At 63.2% G+C, this 26,251-nt stretch carries 27 protein-coding genes and 1 pseudogene; 19 read left to right on the forward strand and 9 right to left on the reverse strand.

Annotation, left to right across the window (positions count from 1 at the left end):
• Positions 1–36 precede the first annotated feature (36 nt).
• From V1292_RS12430 to V1292_RS12485, 12 genes are all read left to right on the forward strand, one after another.
• The gene (locus V1292_RS12430) at positions 37–1,899 is read left to right on the forward strand and encodes a M3 family oligoendopeptidase (RefSeq protein ID WP_334372847.1); all 1,863 of its coding nucleotides are present in this window, start codon (positions 37–39) and stop codon (positions 1,897–1,899) included.
• A gap of 99 nt (positions 1,900–1,998) precedes the next feature.
• A complete protein-coding gene (locus V1292_RS12435; protein ID WP_334372849.1) occupies positions 1,999–2,586 on the forward strand; it encodes a dioxygenase family protein in 588 nt (195 codons plus the stop codon).
• A gap of 131 nt (positions 2,587–2,717) precedes the next feature.
• Positions 2,718–2,978, forward strand: coding sequence for an AbrB/MazE/SpoVT family DNA-binding domain-containing protein (locus V1292_RS12440; protein ID WP_334369030.1), 261 nt, complete (start codon positions 2,718–2,720; stop codon positions 2,976–2,978).
• Positions 2,975–3,361: a type II toxin-antitoxin system death-on-curing family toxin gene (locus tag V1292_RS12445; protein WP_334365052.1), complete on the forward strand. Its 387-nt coding sequence runs from the start codon at positions 2,975–2,977 to the stop codon at positions 3,359–3,361. The genes V1292_RS12440 and V1292_RS12445 overlap by 4 nt, the downstream gene beginning before the upstream one ends.
• Before the next feature lie 83 nt (positions 3,362–3,444).
• Positions 3,445–3,597, forward strand: a complete 153-nt coding sequence (locus V1292_RS12450; RefSeq protein ID WP_138831019.1) for an aa3-type cytochrome c oxidase subunit IV — start codon at positions 3,445–3,447, stop codon at positions 3,595–3,597.
• A 133-nt stretch (positions 3,598–3,730) separates the two neighbouring features.
• Positions 3,731–4,858, forward strand: coding sequence for a Re/Si-specific NAD(P)(+) transhydrogenase subunit alpha (locus V1292_RS12455; RefSeq protein WP_334372852.1), 1,128 nt, complete (start codon positions 3,731–3,733; stop codon positions 4,856–4,858).
• 11 nt (positions 4,859–4,869) lie between these two features.
• On the forward strand, positions 4,870–5,187 hold the full coding sequence (locus tag V1292_RS12460) for a proton-translocating transhydrogenase family protein (RefSeq protein WP_018453812.1): 318 nt from the start codon (positions 4,870–4,872) through the stop codon (positions 5,185–5,187).
• 43 nt (positions 5,188–5,230) lie between these two features.
• The gene (locus tag V1292_RS12465) at positions 5,231–6,628 is read left to right on the forward strand and encodes an NAD(P)(+) transhydrogenase (Re/Si-specific) subunit beta (RefSeq protein WP_334372855.1); all 1,398 of its coding nucleotides are present in this window, start codon (positions 5,231–5,233) and stop codon (positions 6,626–6,628) included.
• An 18-nt stretch (positions 6,629–6,646) separates the two neighbouring features.
• On the forward strand, positions 6,647–7,504 hold the full coding sequence (locus tag V1292_RS12470; protein WP_334372857.1) for an alpha/beta hydrolase: 858 nt from the start codon (positions 6,647–6,649) through the stop codon (positions 7,502–7,504).
• Between the two features lie 4 nt (positions 7,505–7,508).
• Complete coding sequence (locus V1292_RS12475; protein ID WP_334372858.1) at positions 7,509–8,606, forward strand: calcium:proton antiporter; 1,098 nt, start codon at positions 7,509–7,511, stop codon at positions 8,604–8,606.
• Positions 8,607–8,621: 15 nt separating this feature from the next.
• Complete coding sequence (locus V1292_RS12480) at positions 8,622–8,906, forward strand: cupin domain-containing protein (protein WP_028351303.1); 285 nt, start codon at positions 8,622–8,624, stop codon at positions 8,904–8,906.
• Positions 8,907–9,091: 185 nt separating this feature from the next.
• A complete protein-coding gene (locus tag V1292_RS12485; RefSeq protein ID WP_334372860.1) occupies positions 9,092–10,168 on the forward strand; it encodes a hypothetical protein in 1,077 nt (358 codons plus the stop codon).
• Positions 10,169–10,191: 23 nt separating this feature from the next.
• On the opposite strand, the gene V1292_RS12490 is transcribed toward V1292_RS12485, so the two are convergent.
• The gene (locus tag V1292_RS12490) at positions 10,192–10,863 is read right to left on the reverse strand and encodes a tetratricopeptide repeat protein (RefSeq protein ID WP_334372861.1); all 672 of its coding nucleotides are present in this window, start codon (positions 10,861–10,863) and stop codon (positions 10,192–10,194) included.
• Positions 10,864–11,060: 197 nt separating this feature from the next.
• Positions 11,061–11,363 (reverse strand): 30S ribosomal protein S21, encoded by a 303-nt coding sequence (gene rpsU / locus V1292_RS12495; RefSeq protein ID WP_028350145.1) that lies wholly within the window; start codon positions 11,361–11,363, stop codon positions 11,061–11,063.
• A gap of 254 nt (positions 11,364–11,617) precedes the next feature.
• On the opposite strand from rpsU, the gene aqpZ reads away from it, so the two are divergent.
• A complete protein-coding gene (gene aqpZ, locus V1292_RS12500; protein ID WP_334372863.1) occupies positions 11,618–12,340 on the forward strand; it encodes an aquaporin Z in 723 nt (240 codons plus the stop codon).
• Positions 12,341–12,375: 35 nt separating this feature from the next.
• On the opposite strand, the gene V1292_RS12505 is transcribed toward aqpZ, so the two are convergent.
• Positions 12,376–13,479 carry a 5-(carboxyamino)imidazole ribonucleotide synthase gene (locus V1292_RS12505; RefSeq protein WP_334372864.1) on the reverse strand — a complete coding sequence of 368 codons (1,104 nt, stop codon included), beginning with the start codon at positions 13,477–13,479 and terminating at the stop codon, positions 12,376–12,378.
• The gene (gene purE, locus V1292_RS12510; RefSeq protein WP_334372865.1) at positions 13,476–13,964 is read right to left on the reverse strand and encodes a 5-(carboxyamino)imidazole ribonucleotide mutase; all 489 of its coding nucleotides are present in this window, start codon (positions 13,962–13,964) and stop codon (positions 13,476–13,478) included. Before purE ends, V1292_RS12505 begins: the two co-directional genes overlap by 4 nt.
• A 151-nt stretch (positions 13,965–14,115) precedes the next feature.
• Here purE and V1292_RS12515 point away from each other — a divergent pair, with 151 nt between their 5' ends.
• Positions 14,116–14,802, forward strand: a complete 687-nt coding sequence (locus V1292_RS12515) for a GGDEF domain-containing protein (protein WP_334372866.1) — start codon at positions 14,116–14,118, stop codon at positions 14,800–14,802.
• 110 nt (positions 14,803–14,912) lie between these two features.
• Here V1292_RS12515 and V1292_RS12520 read toward each other — a convergent pair whose 3' ends face one another.
• From V1292_RS12520 to V1292_RS12530, 3 genes are all read right to left on the reverse strand, one after another.
• The gene (locus tag V1292_RS12520; RefSeq protein ID WP_028350150.1) at positions 14,913–15,164 is read right to left on the reverse strand and encodes a hypothetical protein; all 252 of its coding nucleotides are present in this window, start codon (positions 15,162–15,164) and stop codon (positions 14,913–14,915) included.
• Positions 15,165–15,191: 27 nt separating this feature from the next.
• Positions 15,192–15,398 (reverse strand): hypothetical protein, encoded by a 207-nt coding sequence (locus tag V1292_RS12525; protein ID WP_334372868.1) that lies wholly within the window; start codon positions 15,396–15,398, stop codon positions 15,192–15,194.
• A gap of 203 nt (positions 15,399–15,601) precedes the next feature.
• Positions 15,602–15,808, reverse strand: a complete 207-nt coding sequence (locus tag V1292_RS12530) for a YdcH family protein (RefSeq protein ID WP_028350152.1) — start codon at positions 15,806–15,808, stop codon at positions 15,602–15,604.
• Positions 15,809–16,048: 240 nt separating this feature from the next.
• Between V1292_RS12530 and V1292_RS12535 the strand changes: the two genes are divergently transcribed.
• Positions 16,049–16,234: a YdcH family protein gene (locus V1292_RS12535; RefSeq protein WP_057858669.1), complete on the forward strand. Its 186-nt coding sequence runs from the start codon at positions 16,049–16,051 to the stop codon at positions 16,232–16,234.
• Positions 16,235–16,307: 73 nt separating this feature from the next.
• Here V1292_RS12535 and V1292_RS12540 read toward each other — a convergent pair.
• Positions 16,308–17,489 (reverse strand): annotated as a pseudogene (locus V1292_RS12540) (NAD(P)/FAD-dependent oxidoreductase); the annotation flags it as partial.
• Positions 17,490–17,669: 180 nt separating this feature from the next.
• On the opposite strand from V1292_RS12540, the gene V1292_RS12545 reads away from it, so the two are divergent.
• The 4 genes from V1292_RS12545 to V1292_RS12560 all read left to right on the forward strand — a co-directional run bounded on the left by V1292_RS12545 (position 17,670) and on the right by V1292_RS12560 (position 24,889).
• Complete coding sequence (locus tag V1292_RS12545; protein WP_334372870.1) at positions 17,670–20,375, forward strand: sensor domain-containing protein; 2,706 nt, start codon at positions 17,670–17,672, stop codon at positions 20,373–20,375.
• A 403-nt stretch (positions 20,376–20,778) separates the two neighbouring features.
• Positions 20,779–22,305, forward strand: a complete 1,527-nt coding sequence (locus tag V1292_RS12550; RefSeq protein ID WP_334372872.1) for an ABC-F family ATP-binding cassette domain-containing protein — start codon at positions 20,779–20,781, stop codon at positions 22,303–22,305.
• Positions 22,306–22,397: 92 nt separating this feature from the next.
• Entirely contained in the window at positions 22,398–23,858 is a 1,461-nt protein-coding gene (locus tag V1292_RS12555) for a glycerol-3-phosphate dehydrogenase (RefSeq protein WP_334377023.1), read from the forward strand.
• Between the two features lie 14 nt (positions 23,859–23,872).
• A complete protein-coding gene (locus tag V1292_RS12560; protein ID WP_334372874.1) occupies positions 23,873–24,889 on the forward strand; it encodes an adenylate/guanylate cyclase domain-containing protein in 1,017 nt (338 codons plus the stop codon).
• Between the two features lie 22 nt (positions 24,890–24,911).
• On the opposite strand, the gene V1292_RS12565 is transcribed toward V1292_RS12560, so the two are convergent.
• The gene (locus tag V1292_RS12565; RefSeq protein ID WP_334372875.1) at positions 24,912–26,222 is read right to left on the reverse strand and encodes a tetratricopeptide repeat protein; all 1,311 of its coding nucleotides are present in this window, start codon (positions 26,220–26,222) and stop codon (positions 24,912–24,914) included.
• Positions 26,223–26,251 lie beyond the last annotated feature (29 nt).

Genomic DNA, 26,251 nt, shown 5'->3' on the forward strand with positions numbered 1-26,251 from the left:
CCAATTTCCCAATCACCTCCCAATTTTGAAAGTGCCATGAGCGCAAAATCTGCGACCTCCCGAGCCGTCAAGACGTCCCGTAAGCCCGTCAAGGGCGGCAAGGCGAGCGCAGCCAAACCCAAAACCGGCAAATTGCCGGAATGGAACCTCGCCGATCTTTATTCCGGCATCGACGCGGCTGAAATCGCACGCGATCTGCAGAAGATGGATACCGACTGCGTCGCGTTTGAAACGGACTACAAAGGCAAGCTGGCGGAAAGCGTTGCCCGCGATGAGGGCGGTCTTTGGCTAGCGGAGGCGGTCAGGCGCTACGAGGCGATTGACGATTTGGCCGGCCGGCTCGGCTCCTACGCAGGCCTGGTTCATGCCGGCGACAGCGTCGATCCCGTGATTTCCAAATTCTACGGCGACGTCTCCGAGCGGCTGACGGCGGCCTCGCTGCATCTCTTGTTCTTCGCGCTCGAACTCAACCGCATCGAAAACGCCGTGATCGAGCGCGCGATGCAAACGCCCGAGCTCGCGCATTACCGGCCGTGGATCGAGGATCTGCGCAAGGACAAGCCGTATCAGCTCGAAGATCGCGTCGAGCAGTTGTTTCACGAAAAATCCCAGAGTGGCTATGCCGCCTGGAACCGGCTATTCGACCAGACCATCTCCGGCCTGCGCTTCAAGGTCGGGACCAAGGAGCTCGCGATCGAGCCGACGCTCAATCTGCTGCAGGACCGTGCGCCGGAAAAGCGCAAGGCCGCCGCGCAGGCGCTGGCGAAAACGTTCAAGGATAATGAGCGGACCTTTGCCCTCGTCACCAACACGCTCGCCAAGGACAAGGAAATTTCCGATCGCTGGCGTGGCTTCCAGGACGTTGCGGATTCGCGCCACCTGAACAACCGCGTCGAACGCGAGGTCGTCGATGCGCTGGTCGGCTCGGTTCGCGCGGCCTATCCGCGGCTGTCGCACCGCTACTACAATCTGAAAGCCGGCTGGTTCAAAAAGAAGAAGCTGGCGCATTGGGACCGCAACGCGCCGCTGCCGTTCGCGGCGGCCGGCACGATCGCCTGGCCCGAGGCGCAGAAGATGGTGCTGACGGCCTATCGCGGCTTCTCCGCCGAGATGGCCAACATCGCGGAACGTTTCTTCACCGACCGCTGGATCGATGCGCCGGTGCGGCCGGGCAAGGTGCCGGGCGCGTTCTCGCACCCGACCACGCCCTCGGCGCATCCCTATGTGCTGATGAATTACCAGGGCAAGCCGCGCGACGTAATGACGCTGGCGCATGAGCTCGGCCATGGCGTGCACCAGGTGCTGGCGGCGAAGAACGGCGCACTGATGGCGCCGACGCCGTTGACGCTTGCGGAGACGGCAAGCGTGTTCGGCGAAATGCTGACTTTCAAGCGGCTCCTGTCGCAGACCAAAAACGCCAAGCAGCGCCAGGCGCTGCTGGCCGGCAAGGTCGAGGACATGATCAACACCGTAGTGCGGCAGATCGCGTTCTATTCGTTCGAGCGCGCCGTGCACACCGAGCGCAAGAACGGCGAACTGACCGCCGAGCGCCTCGGCCAGATCTGGCTCAGCGTGCAGGGTGAAAGCCTAGGGCCGGCCATCGACATCCGTCCGGGCTACGAGAATTTCTGGATGTACATTCCGCACTTCATCCATTCGCCGTTCTACGTCTACGCCTATGCGTTCGGCGATTGCCTGGTGAACTCGCTTTACGCCGTCTACGAAAACGCCACCGAGGGTTTCGCCGAGCGTTATCTCGCCATGCTCGCAGCCGGCGGCACCAAGCATTATTCCGAATTGCTCAAGCCGTTCGGCCTCGATGCCAGGGATCCCAAATTCTGGGACGGCGGGCTGTCGGTCATCGCAGGCATGATCGACGAGCTGGAAGCGATGGGCTGACGGGTTCGGCCCCGGGCACGAACGGAATTGTGATGGGCGCGGATACAATTTCCGCCGCTGTCACCCTACATGATAGCGGCGACAAGAGGGGAGTGCCCCATGATCGACACCCCGACACGGCGCGCGGTGCTTGGAGCGGGCGTCTTCGCCGCCGGTTCGCTGCTCACGATTGACGCCAGCATTGCTGAGGCCCCGCTAGCCCTCACCCCGGAATGCCATGACGGCGACACCGCAACATTGGCGCAGACCGAAGGGCCGTACTTCAAGCGCTCTTCACCCGAGCGCGCCGAGCTGATTGAAGAAGGCATGGCGGGACAGCCGATCGAACTGGTCGGCTTCGTTCTTACCCGCGCCTGCACGCCGGTCAGCGGAGCCTTGCTGGACTTCTGGCAGGCCGACGACAAGGGCCGATATGACAATTCCGGTTTTCGCTTGCGCGGTCACCAGTTCTCCGATGCGGAAGGGCGCTACAGGTTGCGCAGCATCGTGCCCGGCGCCTATGTCGGCCGCACACGCCATATCCACGTGAAGGTGCAGCCGCGCGGCGGCCGCGTGCTGACCACTCAGCTCTATTTCCCGGGCGAAGCGCTGAACCGCACTGACGGCCTGTTTCGCAAGGAATTGCTGATACGCACCGCCAAGAACGCCGGCTGGCTCGCCGGGCGTTTCGATTTCGTGGTGGCTTAGGGGCGGCTCGCTTTCTGGCCGAGCGACCGAGTGGAGAACCCCGCGTAAAACATTTGTTGAACGGACCGTAAGGCCGTGTTATACATATTGTACAACACGGAGCTGGTGCCATGAGCAAAACCCCTCGCGGAATGGAGGAAGCCTCTCGCGAATACAGGCTGGAGGACACCGCCCTTCAAATCCGGAAGATCGGTAACTCGGTCGGCGTGATCCTGCCAAAAGAGCTTCTTGCCCGGCTCAATCTCAAGGAGGGAGACAAGTTCTATCCGGTCGAGCAACCGGATGGCAGTCTGCGGCTCTCACCTTTCAATCCGAAGCACGCGCGGACCATGGAAATCGCCCGCAAGGTCATGCACGAATATCGCGATACGTTTGCAGCGCTTGCAAAATGAGTGAGCCAATTTGGCTCGATGTCGATGAAGTCATCGACATGCATGCCGAGCAACTGGCGATATTCGGTGGACCGGAAGGCATTCGAGACCGTGGCCTTCTTGAGTCGGCGATTTTGCGGCCAGTGAACCAATGGAATTACGGGCAGACCGATATGGCAGCGCTCGCCGCAGCCTATGCGTTCGGTCTTGCCCGTAATCACGCGTTCGTGGACGGCAACAAGCGGATCGCGTTCCACGCCATGATGGTCTTCTTGCGCGTCAACGATATACCCTTTGCGCCCGATCCGGCGCACGCCACCGCCATCATCCTCTCCCTCGCCGCCGGCGAGGTCAGCGAAGAAAGCCTGGCCCGCTGGATCCGGGATAATTGGCCTTCCGAATGACCCGATAGGAAAGGGGCCGTTGCCCTCCCAAACGCTTTGCGGTAATTGCACGCGAGAAACGCGGATTTTGACTGGGGATACCGATGGCAGACCATAACGAAGTGGCCTACACGACCGCTGACGGCAACGACTACCCGGCCCATGAGCAGACCTATGAAGGGTTCATCATGTTGGTCAAATACGGCACCGTCGCCGTCGTAATCATTGTCGCCCTGATGGGTTATTTCCTGACCTGACGCGTCGCTGCCTGCACCGCCGGCCCCGGCGGTGGCCAGAAATTCGCACGCATGCCGGTTGCGAAACCGGTATCCAACTAAGCGAAAAAGACGCTAGTTTGCTTGCGCGCGCCCGCCGCGCCGGGGAGGCCTCATGAAAATTGCCGTTGCCAAGGAAATCGATCCGTCCGAACCGCGGGTTGCCGCTTCCCCGGACACCGTCAAGAAGTTCAAGGCGCTGGGCGCCGAAGTCGCGATCGAACCGGGTGCGGGCGTCAAGTCGGGCCTGCCGGATTCCGAATTCACCGCCGTCGGCGCCACCGTCAGCGCGGATGCGCTGAAGGACGCCGACATCATCATCAAGGTGAAGCGGCCTGAAGCGAGCGAGTTGGCGCAGTACAAGCGCGGCGCGCTGGTGATCGCCATCATGGACCCTTACGGCAATGAGGCGGCGCTGAAGACGATCGCGGAGGCCGGCGTCTCGGCATTTGCGATGGAACTGATGCCGCGCATTACGCGCGCACAAGTCATGGACGTGCTGTCCTCGCAGGCAAATCTCGCCGGCTACCGTGCGGTGATCGAGGCGGCCGAGTCGTTTGGCCGCGCGTTCCCGATGATGATGACGGCGGCCGGCACCGTGCCGGCGGCGAAGGTGTTCGTAATGGGCGTCGGCGTTGCCGGTCTGCAGGCAATTGCGACCGCGCGCCGGCTCGGTGCCGTCGTTACCGCAACCGACGTGCGTCCTGCCACCAAAGAGCAGGTCGAATCGCTCGGCGCCAAATTTCTCGCGGTCGAGGACGAAGAGTTCAAGAACGCCCAGACCGCCGGTGGCTACGCCAAGGAAATGTCGAAAGAGTATCAGGCAAAGCAGGCCGAACTCACCGCCGAGCACGTCAAGAAGCAGGACATCGTGATCACGACCGCGCTGATCCCGGGCCGCCCCGCGCCAAGGCTCGTCAGCGCCGAGATGGTCAAATCGATGAAACCGGGTTCGGTGCTGGTCGATCTCGCCGTCGAGCGCGGTGGCAACGTCGAAGGCGCGAAGGCGGGCGAGGTCGTCGATGTCGATGGCATCAAGATCGTCGGCTACACCAATGTCGCCGGCCGCGTGGCGCAATCGGCCTCGAGCCTTTACGCCCGCAACCTGTTCTCGTTCATCGAGACGCTGGTCGACAAGGCGAACAAGGCGCTCGCGGTCAATTGGGAAGACGAACTGGTGAAAGCCACCGCGCTGACCAAGGACGGCGCCGTCATCCATCCGAACTTCCAGCCGAAAGCCTAAGGAGAGAAGCCATGGAGCATGTCGCCCAAGTCGTCGACCCCTTCGTATTTCGGCTGTCGATTTTCGTCCTCGCCGTCTTCGTCGGCTACTTCGTGGTCTGGTCGGTGACGCCGGCGCTGCATACGCCTTTGATGTCGGTGACGAATGCGATCTCCTCGGTGATCGTGGTCGGTGCGCTGCTCGCGGTCGGCGTCGGCATGATCTCGAGCGGCTCGGGCTGGGCGCGCGGCTTCGGCTTCATCGCGCTGATCTTCGCCTGCGTGAACATATTTGGCGGCTTTCTTGTCACCCAGCGCATGCTGGCGATGTACAAGAAGAAGGTGAAGTGAGTGGCGTGCACCTCGTGGTGACAAAGTCAAATGGGGACCTGAGATGAACGCCAATCTGGCAGCAGTTCTTTATCTCGTGGCGGGTGTGCTGTTCATCCTGTCGCTGCGCGGGCTGTCCAGTCCCGCATCGTCCCGCCAGGGCAATCTGTTCGGCATGATCGGCATGGCGATCGCGGTCGCCACCACGCTCGCCAGTCATCCGCCGGCGGACGGCATCGCCTGGGTCCTGGTCATTCTCGGCATCGCCATCGGCGGGGCGATCGGGGCCGTGATCGCGCGGCGGGTGCCGATGACCTCGATGCCGGAACTGGTCGCGGCTTTCCACTCGCTGGTCGGCATGGCCGCGGTGCTGGTCGCCGCCGGCGCCTTCTACGCGCCCGAAGCCTTCGACATCGGCAAGCCCGGCGCGATTCACGCGTCCAGCCTGGTCGAAATGTCGCTCGGCGTCGCCATCGGCGCGCTGACCTTCACCGGCTCGGTGATCGCTTTCCTGAAGCTTTCGGCACGCATGAGCGGTGCGCCGATCATCCTGCCCGGACGCCACATCATCAACATCGCGCTCGCGCTTGCGCTGGTGTTCTTCATTTTCGGCCTGGTCCGCTCCGGCAGCGCGCTCGATTTCTGGCTGATCACGATCATCGCGCTGGTGCTCGGCGTGCTCATGATCATCCCGATCGGCGGCGCCGACATGCCGGTCGTGATCTCGATGCTGAACTCCTATTCGGGGTGGGCCGCGGCCGGCATCGGATTTACGCTCGGCAATTCCGCGCTGATCATCACCGGCGCGCTGGTCGGCTCCTCCGGCGCGATCCTGTCCTACATCATGTGCCACGCGATGAACCGCTCGTTCATCTCGGTCATCCTTGGCGGCTTCGGTGGCGAAACGGCGGCCGCGGGCGGCGGCTCCGGCGAACAGAAGCCCGCCAAGCTCGGCTCGGCCGACGACGCCGCCTTCATCATGAAGAACGCCTCCAAGGTCATCATCGTGCCCGGCTACGGCATGGCGGTGGCACAGGCCCAGCACGCGCTGCGCGAAATGGCCGACATGCTGAAGAAGGAAGGCGTCGAGGTGAAGTACGCGATTCACCCGGTCGCGGGGCGCATGCCTGGCCACATGAACGTACTGCTCGCCGAAGCCAATGTGCCCTATGACGAGGTGTTCGAGCTCGAGGACATCAACTCCGAATTCGCCCAGGCCGACATCGCCTTCGTGATCGGCGCCAACGACGTCACCAACCCGGCTGCGGAAGAAGACAAGACCTCGCCGATCTATGGCATGCCGGTGCTGCAGGTCTGGAAGGCCGGCACCGTGATGTTCATCAAGCGATCGCTGGCATCGGGCTATGCCGGCATCGACAATCCGCTGTTCTATCGCGATAACACCATGATGCTGCTCGGCGACGCCAAGAAGGTCACCGAGAACGTCGTCAAGGGGATGTAACGCGCTAGCAGGAAGTTCATGACCGGGCTGAAATGGCTGCTGATCATCGCTTCGGCGGGTTATATCTGCGGCCTGCTCGCGCTGTTCTTCGCGCAGCGCGCCGTGCTGTTTCCTGCCCCGACGGGCGCGCGCACGCCGCCGCAAGCGGCGGGCTTTCCCGAAGCAGAAGAACATGTCCTGGCCACCGCCGACGGTGAGAAGGTCATCGTCTGGCATGTTCCGGCCAAGCCGGGGCGTCCGGTCGTCCTCTACTTCCACGGCAATGGCGATTATCTCGCCGGCTTCTTCGGCCGTTTTCGCGGCCTGATCGCCGACGGGATAGGAATCGTCGCGCTCTCCTATCGCGGCTATGCCGGCTCGAGCGGGCAGCCGAGCGAGCAGGGATTGCTGCAGGATGCCGCGGCGGCCTATGCTTTCACGACAGCGCGATACAGCGCGGACAGAATCGTTGCGTGGGGATTCTCGCTCGGCACCGGCGTCGCAGTTGCGCTGGCGGGCGAGAAGCCGGTCGGAAAGCTGATCCTGGAATCGTCCTATACTTCCATTGTGGACGTCGCCGCGTCCGCGTTCTGGTTCGCGCCGGTGCGGCTGTTGATGCGCGATCAATTCCACTCCGATCGGCACATCACCCGGATCAGGGTTCCGCTGCTCATGATGCATGGCGCGCTCGATCCCACGATACCCGTTGCCTTTGGCGAACGGCTGTTCGCGCTGGCGAACGAGCCGAAACGGTTTGTCCGCCTCGCCCGCGGAGGTCACAACGATCTGGACAATTTCGGCGCGATTGAAATCGCGCGGAATTTTATCAACCTTGCGCAGGGATGGTCGCAGCATGGACGGGCATACCTTCCGTCCACGAACCGGTCGGGAACGTAACCGCATGAGCGCACATGGACCGATGCCGCGATCGGCCTGGATATTCCCCGCGCTGGCGATGGTGCTGTTTGCCGTGGCCACCGGCCTCGGGCTCAACTTTACGCCGTCGGTTGGCGGGTTCGTGTTTGCGGTGCTGCTGCTCGCAATCCTGTTCGGCACCGTGTTCGCAGCCGTGCACCATGCCGAGGTGATAGCCGAGCGGATCGGCGAACCCTATGGCACGCTGCTGCTGACGCTTGCTGTCACCATCATCGAGGTCGCGCTGATCGCGACCATCATGCTCGGCGAAAAGCCGCAGCCGGCGCTGGCGCGCGACACCGTGTTTGCGGTGGTGATGATCGTGTGCAACGGCCTCGTGGGCCTGTGTATCTTCATCGGAGGCTTGCGCTACCGCGAGCAGGATTTCCAGGTCTCCGGCGCCAACCTTTATCTCAGCGTGCTGTTCGTGCTGTCGACCATTACGCTGATCATGCCGAATTATACGCTGACGGCGCCGGGACCGATCTATTCGGCGGCGCAGCTTGGCTTTGTGGACCTGGTCACGCTCATGCTCTACGGCGTGTTCCTTTATACCCAGACGATCCGGCACAGTGATTATTTCATCAAGGGAGGCGCCGGTGCTGCCGCCGAAACCTCATCCCTCTCGAATCCGATGCTGGCGCTCAGCATCGGGCTGCTGCTTATCTCCCTACTCGCCGTGGTGCTTCTGGCGAAGAAATTTTCGCTGGTGGTCGATGTCGTGACCGCGATGATCGGCGCCCCACCGGCGTTCGCCGGCGTGCTGGTCGCGCTCCTCATCCTGCTGCCGGAGGGAGTCACCGCTATTGCAGCCGCGCGCAATAACGATCTGCAGAAGAGCATCAATCTCGCGCTCGGATCGTCGCTGGCGACCATCGGGCTGACTATTCCCGCGGTCGGCCTGGCTACCTACGTGCTCGACAAGGAACTCGTGCTCGGGCTCAACGGTCAGGGCATGGTGTTGCTGCTGCTCACGTTCTTCCTGAGCATTCTCACCTTCGGCACCGGCCGCACCAACATCCTGTTCGGGCTGGTACATATGGTGGTGTTTGCTGTGTTCGTGTTTATGGTGTTCGTGCCGTAATCGGAGAAGAATGAAATGCTTGCCGCCAAGTCCGACGTTCAGGTCGACACATCAGAAGTCCGCGTCACCGAATGGCGGCTGGCGCCCGGCAGTGCTACCGGCCATCACACCCATGAGATGGATTACGTGATCGTGCCGATAACCTCGGGCGAGATGACCATCGTCGCGCCGAACGGCGAACGCACCAAGGCGCAGCTCGCCTCCGGCAAATCCTATTTCCGGAAGGCCGGCGTCCAGCATGACGTGCTGAACGAGACCGCAAGCGAGATTGTGTTTCTGGAGGTCGAGCTGAAGCCCTGAGCCTCTCTCGGGTTCCAGCTTGGTTGCGGGTGCCGTGCCCACGGCTCTGGGAGGAACTCGCAGGGCAATTGGCAGACGTCGCTGCACCTGCACAGGAACTGCTGAATTGCCATCGATCCGTCGTAGTTGATCCCTCAATGTGCCTCAAAGTTCCGGCAATTGGGGCGCCGTGGGGAGTGGCCGGAATGCTGAACTACGTGAAGAAATTTGCGGTGGACATCTTCCCCTCGGTGGCTGCAACCGTCATCGGGGCGTACATCGTCAACCACTACATCGTGACCAAGCCCAGCGCGGACGCTCCCGCCGCGGCGTCGGCGGCCGCCAATCCCAGCAAGGCTGCAGCCAAATCCGATGCCAAGACGTCCGATACCAAGGGGTCCGAGACCACGGCCAGCGTGAGCAATATTCCGGCCGCAGGCGTCAAGGCGAGGGGTATCTCCGAGAAGGCCATCATGGAGAAGACCGCTGCCGAACGACCGGCGGCGGCTGAAAAGGCCCAAGCGAAAGCGGAAGAAAAGTCCGAAGCGAAGGCTGACGCCAAAGCCGATGCCAAGTCCTCCGATTCCAAGTCCTCCGATTCCAAGTCTTCCGATTCCAAGTCTTCCGAATCCAAGTCTTCCGATCCTAAGTCCGATGTGAAATCGGCCGAGAATCCGGCCGACGCCGCCAGCAATCCGGCCGACCAGCGCCGTCATGCAGCGGCGCCACGCGAAAAGGAAAAGATCAGGGTCATACTGCCGTCGCCCGTGCAGCCTGTGGCGTCCCAGGCTACTCCGGTGGTGGCGGCTGCGCCGGCCGCCGCCCCGGTCGAGACTGCGGCTACGCCGGATGAACGGCGCGATGCCAACGATCTGGCGCGCGCCGCGATCGAACGCCTGCGCGCCAACGGCGAAACGTCTCCTCCGCGCGCCCCCGAGACGGCCCGTGCTCCTGAAGCACCCCGTGCCCCCGAAACATCCAGGGTCGCAAATGCGCCTGCTGCCGTGAATGCGCCCGCGCTTCGTCCGCTGCCGCCGCCGGTCATGCTCTCGGGCCCACCCGCTGGCGAACCCAATGGTCAGGTTTCGCCGCAGCCACGGCCGCCTTATGCTGAGGCCATCGACCCGAACCGCCCGGTCCCGCCCGCCGAAATTCCGGTCTCGCGCCCGCTCGATCTGCGTGCCGAAGTTGCCGCGCCTTCCGTCCGCGAACGCGCCTCGGCGGCTGCCGAGGACGCGCTGTCCACTGCGAAGTCGATCTTCCACGCAGTGCTCCCGAAATAATCTGCGGTCTTCGATAGAAGACTCTAGCCGCCGGTGCGTGCGAGCCCGCTTCGTGCGGCGTCGTCCTTGGGGCGGAGCGCGAGCGCACGGCCGTAGGATGTGAACGCCTTGGCCTTGTCGCCCAGGCGCTCATAGGTGACGCCGCGTGCCGACCAGGCTTGCGCGCTGTTGGGATCGGCCTGCACTGCTTCGTCCAGATCGGAAGCGGCTTCCTTTGCCTTGTCGATGGCAAGGTAGCTGCTCGCCCGCGCCAGCAGCGGCTCGACCCGTTGCGGCGTCAGGCCATTGGCCGCGGTGAAATCGGCGATCGCCTGCTCATGCTGCTTGTCGGCTTGATAGATCAGGCCGCGGCCGTACAGCGCCTGCACGTTGTAGGGATCGAGTGCGAGCGCGCGCTCGAATTCCGCGAGCGCTTCCTCGGCCTTGCCGGATTTGGCGAGCGTCTGGCCGCGCGTTGCGTGACCCTGGGCATCGCTGACGCTTTGTCCGCTGATCGTGCCGGTCGGTTTCTGCTCGACTGCCTGTGGCTTTTCCCTATCCGATCCCCACGATCCCAAGTCGAACGAACAGCCGCCGAGGGGCAGGCCGAGAACGATCGCGAGCAGCACGATGGATCCGGCCGTGAAGCGCGAAGCGCGGTGAAGTGTATTGCAATCGGTAACGGCCATGCGGCGGAATACTCGCGCGTCGAACATGGCATAGGTAACCCGAGGGCTCGCAAAATGCATCGGTCAAAATGGCCGCAACGGCGTCGACGGCGATGTGGGTGATCGAGCAGGGCCGCGCGCGAGAGCGCCGATTTTCCGGCGCACCCGAATTCTGAGGAACAAGATCGCGAAAAACAAAACGCGGACCCAAGGCCCGCGTTTTTCATTCAAATCTAGCGAAGTGCTTAGCGCGGTCCGCGCGGACCTGCGCCCGGGCCACGGCCGCCAGCGCCACCACGGTCGCCACCCGGACCGGCGCCGAACACCGGCTTGGGCTTCATCGGCAGCAAGCCTTCACGCTGCAGCTTCTTGCGGGCCAGCTTGCGCGCGCGGCGCACGGCTTCGGCCTTTTCACGGGCCTTCTTCTCGGACGGCTTTTCGTAATGGCCGCGGAGCTTCATCTCGCGGAAGATACCCTCGCGCTGCATCTTCTTCTTCAGCGCCTTGAGGGCTTGATCGACATTGTTATCGCGGACGAGAACCTGCACGCGGCATCCTCTTTCAATTGATCGGATAGGAATTCTGGTAAAGCGAAAGGCTGGCGAAAGGCCTGGCCCTCAACCCTGAGCGCGGGCATGTAGCAGACAAAACCGCAGATGTCCACCTGAGAAGCCGGTTTCCGGCCCGGAAAAGCCCGGAAAATCGGCGGGATTAGGCCTGCAGACGCCGATTTCCTCAAATAACGAGCCCTTCACGGCACCTCCCTAGCATCCAGCTACGCAAAAACATGCGGGAGGCGAGTATGAATACCAAAAAATATACCGCTGAAGCGATCGGCACGTTTTGGCTCACTTTTGCGGGATGCGGCAGCGCGGTCATCGCCGCCGGTTTTCCAGAGGTCGGTATAGGCCTGGTCGGTGTGTCCCTGGCATTCGGCCTGAGCGTCGTGACCATGGCCTATGCGATCGGCCACATCTCCGGCTGTCATCTCAATCCCGCCGTCACGATCGGTCTCGCGGCCGGCGGACGGTTTCCGGCACAGCAGATCGTTCCTTACGTGATCGCGCAGGTGATCGGTGCTGTCGCTGCCGCGGCGTTGCTCTATGTGATCGCAAGCGGCGCGCCCGGCTTCGATCTGGCCAAGGGCTTTGCCTCCAACGGCTATGGCGCGCATTCGCCCGGTCAGTACGGCATGGTGGCCTGCTTCATCACCGAAGTGGTGATGACCATGACGTTCCTGTTCATCATCATGGGCGCCACCCATGGCAAGGCGCCTGCGGGCTTTGCGCCGCTCGCCATCGGATTGGCGCTGGTGATGATCCATCTCGTCAGTATCCCCGTCACCAACACGTCGGTGAATCCCGCGCGCAGCACCGGGCCGGCGCTGTTCGTCGGCGGCTGGGCGCTGGCGCAGCTTTGGCTGTTCTGGGTGGCGCCCTTGATCGGCGGTGCGCTCGGCGGCGCGATCTATCGCTGGCTCAGCGAGGAGCCGGCCGGCGTCGTGGAAGGCTTGAAGACCGCCTGATCTGCAGCGCGCTCGGCGAGAGCGCGGCGGGCGAGCTATTTCTTGATTGCCGGAGTCACTTCAGTGACATGGCCCATCTTGCGGCCCGGCCGCGGTGTGCCCTTGCCGTAGAGATGAACCGTGGCGCCGGGAACCGTCAGCCATTGCTCATAATCGAGGATATCGTCGCCGATCAGGTTGGTCATGGTGACCTGGCCGTGACGAACCGGCGTGCCGAGCGGCCAGCCGGCAATCGCCCGGATGTGCTGCTCGAACTGGGAGATCGAGGCGCCGTCCAGCGTCCAATGCCCGGAATTATGCACCCGCGGCGCGATCTCGTTGACCAGCACGTGCGGTCCGCCGTTTCCGGCAACGACGAACAGCTCGACCGCGAGCACGCCGACATAGTCGAGCGCATGGGCGATCTTCTCGGCAACGGCTCGCGCCTGTGCGGCCAGCTCATCCGATATCGCGGCCGGCACGCGCGAGAATTTCAGGATGTGATCGCGATGCTCGTTTTCGGTGACGTCGTAGCATTCGACATGGCCATCCGCCGATCGCGCGGCGATCACGGAGATCTCGCGCTCGAAGGGAATGAAGGCTTCGAGGATCGCGGATTTGGTGCCTAGTTCTTCCCAGATGCGAATGGGGTCGTCGCCCTCGCGAATGATCGCCTGGCCCTTGCCGTCATAGCCGAAGCGGCGGGTCTTGATCACGGCGGGAAGGCCGATGCGGGCAATGGCGCTCTGCAGGGTTTCCACGGACGACACGTCGGCATAGTCGGCGGTGTCGACGCCGAGCCGCTTGACGAAATCCTTCTCGATCAGCCGGTCCTGCGTGGTTTCGAGGATTTTCTGCGCCGGCAACACCGGACGGCGCGCAGCCAGCACCATGGCGGTGGCGGCCGGCACGTTCTCGAATTCATAGGTGATGACGTCGACATCGTTGGCGAACAATTCGAGCGCCTCGACGTCGGCATATTCGGCACAGGTTGCGTTCAGCACCACGTCGAAGGCGGGCGAATCCGGGTCCGGCGAAAACACCTGGCATTTGAGGCCGAGGCGCGCCGCGGCCATGGCCAGCATCCGGCCCAATTGTCCGCCGCCGAGAATTCCGATGGTGTCGCCCGGCTTCAGCTTCACCTTGTCTGAAACCGTCACGCCGAACCCTCCGGGCGCTCCTTGACCGCATCCGTCTGCTGCTTGCGCCAGGCGGCCAATCGTGTCGCCAGCGCCGGGTCATTCAGCGCGAGCACGCTTGCCGCGAGCAGCGCGGCGTTGATGGCGCCGGCCTTGCCGATCGCCAGCGTGCCGACGGGAACGCCAGCCGGCATCTGCACGATCGAGTACAGCGAATCGATCCCCAACAGCGCCTTGGATTCGACGGGAACGCCGAACACAGGGAGTTCCGTCAATGCTGCCGCCATACCGGGCAGGTGCGCCGCGCCACCGGCGCCGGCAATGATGACCTTGAAACCTTGAGCCTTGGCGCCCTTGGCGAAGGCGAACAGCCGGTCCGGGGTCCGGTGGGCCGAGACGATGCGCTTTTCGCAGCCGATCCCGAGCGCCGCCAACGTCTCGGCGGCGTGGCGCATGGTCTCCCAGTCGGACTGGCTGCCCATAATGATGGCGATCGGTGCGGTCATCTCGTCAATTCTGTTCGGGAATCCAGAAACATAGGCCGATTATAGGGTCGGCCCGGGGCTCATCCAAGGCGTGGCAAGGGATCAGGAATGGACTATCCTGTCTTGGTGAATCCCGGCAAGCCTTCATAAGCGTGCCTGCACAGGGAAGGCCATGAAGAAGAAAACCAGGGCGACCGCCTCCAGGGCCGGAAAACGCCCCAAAAACGCGGCTTCCGGGCGAAAATCCGCACCGCGGCGATCGCCGCCACCGGCATCCCGGCCGCCGGCAACTTCCAACGAAACCAAGACGACGATTCGCCGGCTGAAAGCGCAACTCGCCCGGACTCAAGCGCAGATCGAGGAACTTCAGGCCTCCGCCGATACCGACTTCCTGTTGGGCATCCCGAACCGGCGCGGTTTCGAGCGCGAGCTCAATCGCGCGATCGCCTACATGAAGCGGTATCGCGCCAGCGGTGCCCTGGTCTTGCTCGACGTCGATCGGCTGAAGCCGATCAACGACGCCTTCGGACATGCCGCGGGCGACCAGGTGCTCAAGGCCATTGCCGCGGCGCTGCTGGCGCAGGTGCGCTCTTCCGACATGGTGGGCCGGCTCGGCGGCGACGAGTTTGCGCTGCTGTTGTGGAATCTCAGCGAGACCGACGCCAGGGCCAAGGCGGCCGCGTTGGAGGAGGCGATCGATCGCCTCAGCTTCGTGTTCGATGGCCGAACCATTACCGCGGGCGCCTCCGCGGGCGTCTCTGTGCTCGATACCCACTCCGAAGCCGGCCGCGCGCTGGAAGCGGCCGACAGCGCCATGTATGTGCGCAAGGCGCTGCGGCGGCATGAGGCGAAGGCGTAGGGTAGGCAAAGATCTGTAGGGTGGGCAAAGGCGTTCTTACGCCGTGCCCACCATCTCTCTGGCGAGCATGATGGTGGGCACGCTGCGCTTTGCCCACCCTACGACGACTCCTACAACCCGCTGAGATCGTCCGGCACGTTGCCGAACTTGCGCAGCAGCTTCGCGTCGCCGAATTCACCCATCATGGGATCGCCGCTGCGGCTGAAGGCAACGGCGCCGATGCTGCCGGCCATCCGCGACATCGTCTCGGCGCGCCGCAACGCGGTGGTTGGGCTCTGGCATTCTTCCGCGGCGCCCGCCACCGGCGAGCCGCTATCGTCCTGCAGGAATGGCATTGCGACGTAGTAGGTGACATCGGCCATTGTATCGCTCCAGTGTGATCGTTCAGATCAGGCCGCGTTGCTACTCGCACGTTTGGCCGGCACACAGCCGGCCGCTATCGCGGCCTGCAGCTCCTCCAGTTCGATTTCCAGATACTCGTTCGCCATGATCAGCGCCTTGATGGTCGAGCGCAGATTGCCGTCGCACATCGCAATCGCCTGATCGCAGGCCTGCTCGTAACGGTTGTTGTCTGACAAGGGCGGTGTGGCGGACATGGCTGGACTCCCGAGGCTGGCGGCAGGAAGGCATGTTCTCTTTTTGTTCTATTCGAGTCAAGCCGCATCCGCCAGCCGGAGGCCCTTTTTTGCTGGCCGCCCGGCAAGCTCATCGCGCCGCGTCGTGTGGATGTCGGGGAAAAGAATCTGCCGAAGGCGGACTGGTTGCGCGCCGAACTAACGGAGCGCGGCAAGCGCAACGATCAGGCGATGATGTCAGGCGTGATCTGGTCTTCGATGAAGGCGATGCGGTCGCGCAATTGCAGCTTGCGTTTCTTCAGCCGCTGCAGCCGCAACAAGTCCGGCGCTGGCGACTGATGCAGCGCGTCGATCGCCGCATCGAGATCGCGATGCTCCTGCTGCAGCCTGGCGAGCTCGGTTTCAAGCTCGCGCTCATCATCGTCGGTCATGGTGTACGTTAGCTGAAAGCGCGATCAGGTTGCGAACGGATTCTTCGGAAGCTGGCGGTGAATATCGTCCCTGCGAGGCCGCTCCGCAAGCTGATCGGGTTCCATAGTCACGATTGGTTACAGATAAATCCGAAAATATGAGAGGCCCCGATTCTGGATACCCATCGACAGATTCGGCGACTGGTGTACACTCGCGCGTCCGGATCGAACCTGAGGTTTAACCCACCGAGGAGATTTCGTATGGCACTACAGGCGCATCTTGTTGAACTTGAACGTAAACACAAGATTCTCGAGAATGAATTGCACGAAGCGCTCGTGCACCTTTCCACAGACGACCTGCAAATTGTCGAGTTGAAGCGCCGCAAGTTGATGGTCAAGGATCAGATCGAGCGGTTGAAGCAAACCGCCGACGAAACCCTCCACTAGTAGTCCAGCAAAGTATCGAAAATCCCCACACGGCCGGATGGGCGTCGATGCGCTCGTCCGCCTGTCGGTGATGTCACAGCTCCACCAGCGCGCCGACATGATCGGCGATCGCGAGCGATGACGTCAGTCCCGGCGATTCGATGCCGAACAGGTTGATCAGTCCGGCGATGCCGTGATCGGCAGGACCCTGGATGAGAAAATCCTGCGTGGCGACGGCCGGCGGCACGATTTTCGGCCGGATTCCGGAATAGCTCGGCATCAGCGCGCCGTCCGGCAGCGTCGGCCAATAGCGCCGGATCGCGGGATAGAATCGCTCGGCGCGGGCAGGGTCCACCGCATAGTCGATGCTCTCGACCCATTCGACGTCGGGGCCGAACCGGGCCTGTCCGGCCATGTCGAGGGTGAGGTGCACGCCCAGCCCACCGGGCTCCGGCACCGGGTAGATCAGGCGCGAAAATGGAGCTCGCGCACTGCAGCTAAAATAATTGCCCTTCGCGAGATAAGCGCAGGGAATCATTTCGATCGGCATGCCATCAATGTTGCGCGCCACCGCGGGCGCGCCCAATCCGGCCGAGTTCACGAGCAGGTTGCACGCAAGGGTCATCGGCGCATCGCCGCCGGCTTCGATTTCGATACGACCGGTGTTGGTTCGCGCGTGCAGCAGCGGGGTGTGGAATGCGAAAGCCGCGCCGGCTTCTTCCGCATCGCCCCGCAGCGCCAGCATGTAGGCGTGGCTGTCGATGATGCCGGTGGACGGCGACAACAGCGCCGCGTCGCAATTCAACGCCGGCTCCAGTTCGCGCGCCGCTTCGCCCGTCAGCAACTGCATGTCGTCGACGCCATTGGCCTCGGCATGCGCACGGATCGATTGCAGCTTCTCGGTTTCCTTCGGCGTCGTCGCCACGATCAGCTTGCCGCAATTGCGGTGTGGAATGCCGTGGTCGCTGCAATACCGGTAGAGCGCGCGCTTGCCGCTGACGCACATCTGCGCCATCAGGCTGCCGGCGCGGTAATAGATGCCGGCATGAATCACCTCGCTGTTGCGCGAGGAGGTGACGGTACCGATGCCCTCGGCGGCCTCGAGCACGATGACTTCGCGGCCCGCCTGGGCCAGGCGCCGTGCGATCGCGAGCCCGATCACCCCCGCTCCGATGACGACGCAATCGACCTTGTCCATGTCAGCTTCAGGCCCGGAAATCTGGCGCAGGAATCGGCGCTTGCCACGCTCGGCAATCATCGTTGCGTTCGGTGGAGCTGTCGAACAACCCGTTGGTTTGCCTCGAAATACGCAGTAAACGCAGTTCCATTAACGAAGCATTAATCATGTCGGGCCAATTGCCGTAATTTGGGTCGTATTTTAGAATTGTGCGGGTAGTCGTTTACCCGATCCAAACCCGTCAAGCCAGACACTCCGCCCGCAAACCTCGGGTGGGTAATGGCTGACAGCAACCGGCAGGCAGGACGGAAGAATTGGATTCCGGCGCAGGCCCTCGCCTGTCTGCTCGCCATTGCTGCGCCGTGCGGGCCGGCGTGGGGGGCCGCATCCTCCAGCAGCTTTGCGCCGGCGAGCTATATCGGGGAATTCGATTCCGCCATGGTCTGGGAGTTCCTGATCGGCGGGATCGTCGTCGTCTCCTTCCTGGCCGCGATCGGTATCTGGATTTTGTCGGCGCTGCGCGGGGCGAAGCGCGCGCAATTGCAGCGCAGCGCGTTCATCAGTTCGGCGCTCAACAATCTCAACCAGGGCGTGATGATGACCAACGCGCAAAACCGCGTGGTCTTCTGCAACGACCGTTTCCTCGAAATGTACGGGCTGAGCCGCACCGAGATTTCGAGCAGCATGACCGGCCGCGAACTGCTTCAACTGCGGCGCGAGCGGGGACTGCTCAATCTTACCGTCGAGGAGTTCGGCAACCTTGCCCGCCGCCCGGAAGGTGTCGTCACCGAACTGCCGAACGGCCGATCGGTGTTGTCGAAGATCTTCCGCCTGCCCAATGGCGGGACGATCGGAACGCATGAGGATTGCACCGAGCAGCGCCAATTGTCGCGCAAGCTGGCATCGACCACCAAATTTCTGGAATCGGTGCTCGACAACGTTCCGGTCTGCGTCGCCGCCAAGAACATCGAGGACGGCCGCTATATCTTCGCCAACCGTGCGTTCGAGCGATTCTCGCGCTTCTCCCGCGATCACATCATCGGCAAGCGCGCCGACGAGATCTCTCGGCCCGAAACCGCGAAAAGCATCGAAGCGGCGGACCAGGCGGCGCTGACCGCGCCGGAAGGCTATCACCGCAGCGAATACGTCGTCGAACGGGGCGAAGAAAAGCGCGTTGTCTCCGCAAACCGCGTCGTCGCGCGCAACGAGAACAATAAGCCGGAATTCCTGATTACGCTGTTCGACGACGTCACCGACCGCCGGTCGCTGTCGCGCGAACTCGAAAACACCAAGAAATTCCTCGAGCTGGTGGTCGACAACATCCCGGTATCGCTGATCGTGGAGCGCGTCAGCGATGGGCGCTACCTGCTCGCCAACCGCAGCGCCGAAACCATTCTCAATCGCCGCCGCGAGGATGCCACAGGCCTGACCGCTACCGACATCTTCAATCCGCGTGAAGCCAAGCTGATCATCGCGCGCGACGAGGCCGCGATCAAGAAGCGCGGCCTGCTCACCGAAGAGCACCCGATATCCACCAAGGACGGGCTGCGGCTGTTCCTGACCCGCCGCATGACGGTACTCGACGAGGCCGGCGAGCCGCAATATCTGATCAAGACCCATGAGGACGTCACCGATCGCCGCCAGACCGAGTCGCGTATGGCGCACATGGCCTACCATGACGGTCTGACGGATCTGCCGAACCGCGCCGCCTTCCTGCAGGCGCTGGCCCAGATGATCGAGGCCTGTGCCGGCACTGACGAGGAATTCGCGGTGCTGTGCGTCGACCTCGACGGCTTGAAGGAAATCAACGACGTGTTCGGCCACGCAATGGGCGACAAGCTCCTGATCGAGGTTGCAGGCCGCATCCAGGCCTGCGCCCGGGGTGGCGTGGTGGCCCGGCTCTCCGGCGACGAGTTCGGCCTGATCATCGACGGCAAGCAGCCGGAGGCGGGCAAGGCGCTTGCCGAAAAACTCGCGCAGACGATGTCGGACGAGTTCGTGATCGACGGCAAGTCGGTGCGGACCGGGGTGACGACCGGCATCTCGGTATTTCCGCATAATGGTTCGGATGCGGCTTCGCTGCTGGCCAATTCCGGCGCGGCGCTGTTCCGCGCCAAGCAGAAGTCGCGTGGCTCGATCAGCATTTTCGAACCGGAGATGGACCAGCAGATCCGCGACCGCCGCGTGCTGCACCAGGATCTCTCGATGGCGATCAGGAACGGCGAATTGTCGCTGTACTACCAGCCGCAGGCCGCGGCGGGCTCGACGATCGCCAACAGCAAGGTCATCGGCTTCGAGGCGCTGGCGCGCTGGATACATCCGGTGCGCGGCTTCGTGTCGCCCGGCGATTTCATTCCACTTGCCGAAGAAAGCGGCCTGATCGTCGAAATGGGCGTCTGGATCCTGCGCGAAGCCTGCCGGGAGGCTGCCTCCTGGCCGGTGCCGATGCAGATCGCCGTCAACCTGTCGCCGGCGCAATTCATGCATGGCGATTTGGTCAGCCTGGTGCATTCGATCCTGCTCGAGACTGGCCTCGCGCCCGACCGGCTCGAGCTCGAAATCACCGAAGGCGTGCTGATCGAGGATTTTGACCGCGGTCTGGCACTGCTACGGCGGCTGAAGGCGCTCGGCGTGCGCATCTCGATGGACGATTTCGGTTCCGGCTATTCCTCGCTGAGCTATCTGCAGGCCTTCCCGTTCGACAAGATCAAGATCGACCGCGCCTTCGTCATGAATCTCGGGCGCAATCCGCAATCGGCGGCGATCGTGCGCGCCGTCATCGATCTCGGCCACGGCCTCGAAATGTCGATTGTTGCCGAAGGCGTGGAGACCCAGGAACAGCTCGGCTTCCTCGCCGACGAGGGCTGCGACGCGGTGCAGGGCTATTTCCTCGGCAAGCCCCAGCCTATCGGGCACTACGCCGGGCTGGTCGGCCGCAGTGCCGCAAATGCCGTCGAGACTGCGCGCAAGCTCGCCAGCGCCTGATTCCGCTAAATTGCGTCACCGATGTCTCACGACCCAATGATGCCATTGAGCGCGTAACCTTTCGGGCTTTTCGGATTTGAGCCCGACGAGGCCTTTGCTTGCCTTCCTTTGCAGGCCCGGCTAGTTTGACGGCCTATCTGATCGAGAAAGGAGGGCTGTGCGGTGACGACATTTTTCCGGCACTATCGCCAGCATGGCCCCGTCAACGCCCTGCAAATGCGTTTGCAGGGCTGACCAGAGACCCTTCGCAAATCTCTTCCTGGTCTGCCCCCGTGGCAATGCGGCGTCGAACGTTTGCTCGCTCGCGCCTGCATTTCGGTAACTCGCCGCGCTCCGACACCAACATCCGGTGATGGCTGCATGCCCCGGACGTCGTGATCGCCGGCAAGACCAGGGATAGATCATGACCGTCATCAACATCCGCAATCTCGGCGTGACGCTGAACGCTCCGCTGTTTTCCCGACTGAATCTCGTCGTCAATGCCGGTGACCGTATCGGGCTCGTCGCAGCCAATGGGCGCGGCAAGTCCACGCTGCTGCGCTGCATTGCCGGCCTGATGGAGCCAGGCGATGGCGAGATTACTAGATCGCGAGGATTGACGATCGGCTATGTCGAGCAGGACATGCCGTCTGTGCTGATGGATACGCCGTTTGAGGCTGCGGTGCTCGAGGCGCTACCCGTCGAACGACGGCAAAGCGAAAGCTGGCGAGTCGAAATGGCCCTGGAGTCGCTGGAGGTGCCTGAGGCGCTGCGGCGGAGGCCGCTGAAGCAACTGAGCGGCGGCTGGCAGCGGCTTGCCTTGCTTGCCCGCGTCGTGGTGACCGAGGCCGACGTGTTGCTGCTCGACGAGCCAACCAACCATCTGGACCTCGCCCGGATCGGTTGGCTTGAAAATTGGTTGAACGCGCTGCCGCGCGATATGCCGTTCGTGATATCGAGCCATGACCGGGCCTTCCTCGACGCGACCACGAACCGCACGGTATTTTTGCGACCCGAGCAGTCGCAAATATTTTCGTTGCCCTATACGCGGGCCCGCGCCGCGCTCAGCGAGGTGGATGCATCGGATGAGCGGCGCTACCAACGTGACGTAAAGGCGGCCCAGCAGCTTCGCCAGCGCGCTGCAAAGCTCAACAATATCGGCGTCAATTCCGGTAGTGACCTTCTGTTGCAAAAGACGAAGCAACTGAAGCAGCGAGCCGAGAAGTTGGAAGATTCAGTAAAGCCCGCGCACCTGGAGCGATCCGCAGGGACGATCAAGCTGGCCAATCGCGGAACACATGCCAAGGTTCTGATTGCGCTGGACGATGCCGCCGTCGCCGCCCCGGACGGCAGGTTGCTTTTCAAGACCGGCAAGCAGTTCATCTGCAAGGGAGACCGGATCGTGCTCCTGGGACCGAACGGGACCGGCAAGACCCGGTTCGTGGCGATGCTGCGCCAAGCGATCGAAAACTCGGAAGCCATGCGGGCCTGTATCAAGGTTACGCAATCGCTTGCTCTCGGCTATTGCGGACAGGATCTTGCCGACCTTGCAGATGCAGACACGCCGATGCGCACGATCGTCAGCCGATTCGACGTTGGTGATCAGCGGGCACGCGCATTACTCGCCGGCGCAGGCCTGTCGGTTGCGATGCAGAGCCGTCCGATCGGCCGGCTTTCCGGCGGACAGAAGGCGCGCCTCAGCATGCTTTTGCTGCGGCTTGCCCAGCCGAACTTCTATCTGCTCGATGAGCCTACCAATCACCTGGATATCGAGGGGCAGGAGGCGCTGGAAGACGAACTCCTGGAGCATCAGGCAAGCTGCCTGCTGGTTTCACATGATCGCAACTTCATGCGCACGGTCGGAAACCGGTTCTGGCTGATCGAAAAAAAGAAGCTGGTGGAACTGGAGGGACCGGAGCGCTTCTTCGCATCGATCGGCGCAACCGGCTGAGCGGCGCTTGATTGATTTCCAGGAGCGGCATCCACTTTTGGCCATCATGACCTAGTGTAGTGAAGTCAGCTTCTCTCCAGTCACCCTTGCGTATGGCGGACTACGATCTCGCGATCATTGGCGGCGGGTTGAACGGCGTCAGCATCGCGCGGGACGCCGCCGGCCGCGGCTTGCGCGTCATCCTGCTGGAGCAGGGCGATCTCGCCGCGGGCGCGTCGTCGGCCTCGCCGCGGCTGATCCACGGCGATCTGGCGAGCCTTGAGCGCCGGCATTTCTTGCGGGTTCGCACGGCGCTCGCCGAGCGCGATATCTGGCTCAAGATCGCGCCGCATCTGGTGCGCCCGATGCGCTTTGCGATTCCCGCCCATTCGGATGAACGCCCGGACTGGCAGTTGCGCTCATGGCTTCTGTTGTACGACCGGCTTGCCTCGCGCAGCGGTCTGCCGGCCTCGGCGACTGTCGACGTCACGCATCATCCCGTCGGCAACGCGCTGAAGCGGCCGTTCGGCACCGCCTTTGAGTATTCCGACTGTATTGTGGACGATTCCCGGCTGGTGGTGCTCACGGCCGTCGATGCCGCGGCGCGCGGCGCGGTGATTCGTAGCGGCGCACGCTGCACCCGGGCCGAACGGGGCAAGGAATGGCGGCTGGCGACGATCGATCGCGGCTTTCGCCAGGTGATCACGGCAAGGGCGATCGTCAACGCCAGCGGCGCCTGGACGTCGTCCGTCGCCGAGACGGTGTTGCGCGTGCCGCCGCCGAAGGTTGCCGCCGAGCAGATGGACCAGATCGTGGTTCGCCGCCTGTTCGACAGCGACAATATCTATGTATTCCAGAACAGCGACGGGCGGTTGATTTTCGCCAGCCCCTATGAACGCGATTTTACCCTGATCGGCACCGCCAGCCATGCTTTCAAGGGCGATCCCGCCATCGTTGCGATGGCGGCCGGTGACGTCGCCTACCTCTGCGATGCGGCGAACCGCTATTTCCGCGAGCGGATCGAGACGGTCGACGTGGTGCGTACGCTTTCCGGGGCCAACATGGTGCGGAACGCCGCGAGCGGGCGCGACGGGGCGATGACGCTCGACCACGGCCGCGCAAGGGCGCCGCTGCTCACCGTGTTCGGCGGCGACGTCACGACGTCGCGGCTGCGCGCAGAGCAGGCGGTCACGAAGCTGACGCCGTTCTATCCGATGTCGCCGCGCTGGACCGCAACGGCGCCGCTGCCCGGCGGTGATTTTGCCTGGGACCGCTTCGACAACGAAGTCGAGGAAGTGCGCGAGCGCTGGCGATTTCTCGGCAAGGAAGAGGCGAGGCGCCTGGTCGCGGCCTACGGCTCGAACGTCAAGGCGATCCTGGGCGACGCCAAGGAGCGCGGCGAACTCGGCCCTGCTTTCGGGCCGGAATTGACGGGCGCAGAGGTCCGCTATCTCATGCTACGGGAGTGGGCGCGCTTTCCGGACGACATTTTGTGGCGGCGCTCCAAGCTCGGCCTCACCATGCCGCCCGCGGACCGCGAGGCGCTGGCGGCGTTCATGGCGGCGGCTGTGTGAGGAATGGATGGGACATGCGGGGCGTGATCAGGCCAACCGTTTTCCTGGCGATCATCGGCTTGCTCGGGGGAATAGCCTATCGCTATTTCATCGACGATCCGACTGAAGCAACGCCGTCGTACTATCTCCGGAGCAGCTTGCACGGGATGGGCATAACGCTGGCCGCCTGGGGCGTTCATCTCTACTTCACGTCGCGACGAAGTGAGTGGATCAGCAAATGGCCGCTGCTGGCGGAACTGGCGGTGCGCTCCGCGGCCATGACCATCGTCGTCGCGAGCGCGGCGCTGGTCTTGCAGATGGCGCTGTACGGAGAATGGATCGAGACGAAGTGGCTGATTGAGAAGTTTCCCATTGTCGTTGCGTTTAGCTTCTTCGCGTCCCTGCTCATCATGTCAGCTTTCGAACTGACTCGGCTGGTCGGCAGCCGCGTGCTGTTCAATGTGGCGCTCGGGCGTTACCGAAGCCCGGTGCGGGAAGCGCGCGTATTGATGTTTCTCGATCTGGCAGGCTCGACCTCGCTCGCGGAGTCAATGGGAGAATTGCGCGTGCAGGGCCTGCTCACCCGGTTCTTCTTCGACATCGATGGCGCGATCGTCGCGCATGGCGGCGAGGTTCACGCCTATGTCGGCGATGAAGTCATTGTGACGTGGCCGCTCGATCACAGGATGTCGGCGGGCCGCTGCATCGACTGCTTCTTCGCGATTGCCGACATCATCGCAAACAAAGCGGACGCCTACAGGCAGGAGTTCGGCATGGTGCCGAGTTTCCGCGCCGGCCTGCACGCCGGTTACGTGGTGATCAGCGAGTGCGGCAGCTCACGCCGCCAGCTTGCCTATTTCGGCGATACCGTGAACGTGACGGCGCGACTGCAGGAGCACTGCAAGGAGGTTGGCCGGAACTTGCTGGTGTCTTCCGACCTGCTGCAACACATGAAGCTGAAACCGGCCTTCGTTACCGAAGCGCTTGGAGAGGTTCGCTTGCGCGGCCGCGCGTCGGCAATCGAGGTGTTTGCCGTCGAGCGACGTGGCTGATGGTCGGGCGAGCTTGCCTCGCTTAGTTTTGCAGCGCTTGCCGCGACCAGGCCTCGTCACGCGCCGAAGGCCTGCGGTCGAGCCGGGCCGAGATGCGGCTCGCGGCCGCTTCGCCGCGACCGGCGCGAAGATACGCCACGATCAGCGTGTCCTCCCACAATTCGCGCTGGGCGTGGCTGCCGCCGATCCGCGTCAACTCGGCAAGGGCCGGTTCGAGCAGGCGGATCGCCTCCGCATTGTCGCCTTCCGCAAACGCGCGGATGCCGCGGCAGAGGTCGATGGCGGTCTGCCCCGGCAACAGCTTGCCGTTGGCTGCGCGTGCTTCGAGTTGCGCCAATCGCGTTTCCAGCGCATCGCTGCCGGTCATTGCGGTGGCCAGCGCAAAATGAACGTCGGCAAAATGCGCGCCGGCTTGCGGAAAGTACTTTTCGCCATAGGCGGCGATATCCCGCCAATGCGCCTCCAGCCCGGTCTGGCCGGCCAGCGCAAGCCGCCACAGCAGCGAGGCGCCGTCGGTAAAGATGTTCAGCGGCGGATACGGCCGGCCCGCCGGCTTGATATGCTGCTCGTAGATCGCAAGCGCGCCGTCGAGATCGCCGGCGTCGAGCAACGTCAGCGCGACGTGCCAGGCCAGGTGCCCATGCAGAAAGCTCTGGCGGTCATGCGCGGGCATCCATTGCCAAAGGAAGTTGCGGCCGGCTTCCATGTCGCCTTGCTCGAACATCGCATGCGAGAGGCCATGCGCCGCGTTGGCGTTGGCCGACCGCAGCCCCATCGCGCGCTCGGACAGGCTCCGGCCGGTGGAGAGGTTTCCCGCCTCGGTGTGCGACCAACCGAGGTAGCTGACAAACCACCAGTCCTCGCCATAATGCCGTGCGTGGCGTTCGCAGATCGCGAGCTTGGCCGCATCGTGATCGGGACGGCCCGAGAACGCGTAGAGACCGAACGCGCCGAGCAGGATCGACAGCACCTGCGCGTCGCGCGGATATTCTTCGAGATGCGCCTCGGCGCCGGTCAGCGCGACCTTCGGCTTGTTCTCGATCACGGCAGCCATGATCTCGACATGGCCTTTTTCGCGCGGGGGGGCGCCGGCCGCCAGTTCGCGGGCTTGCGCGGCAAGAGCACGCGCCTTGCTGCCCTCCATGTTGAGCTGATGCAGCCGGGCACGACCGATATGCGCCAGCGCAAAGCCCGGATCTTCCGCAATCGCCTTGTCGAAGGCGTCCTCGGCACCGTGCCACGCCGACAGCATGCAGTCGACGCCGTCGCGATAATGCGCCGCGGCGCGATCCGAGGCGGTTGTCAGCGGGAGGTCATATCTGTCGCGGTTCATCGTTCTTGTCCTGGGAGCGCGATGACATC

The organism is Bradyrhizobium sp. AZCC 1719 (genome assembly GCF_036924525.1).
Classification (GTDB): Bacteria; Pseudomonadota; Alphaproteobacteria; order Rhizobiales; family Xanthobacteraceae; genus Bradyrhizobium.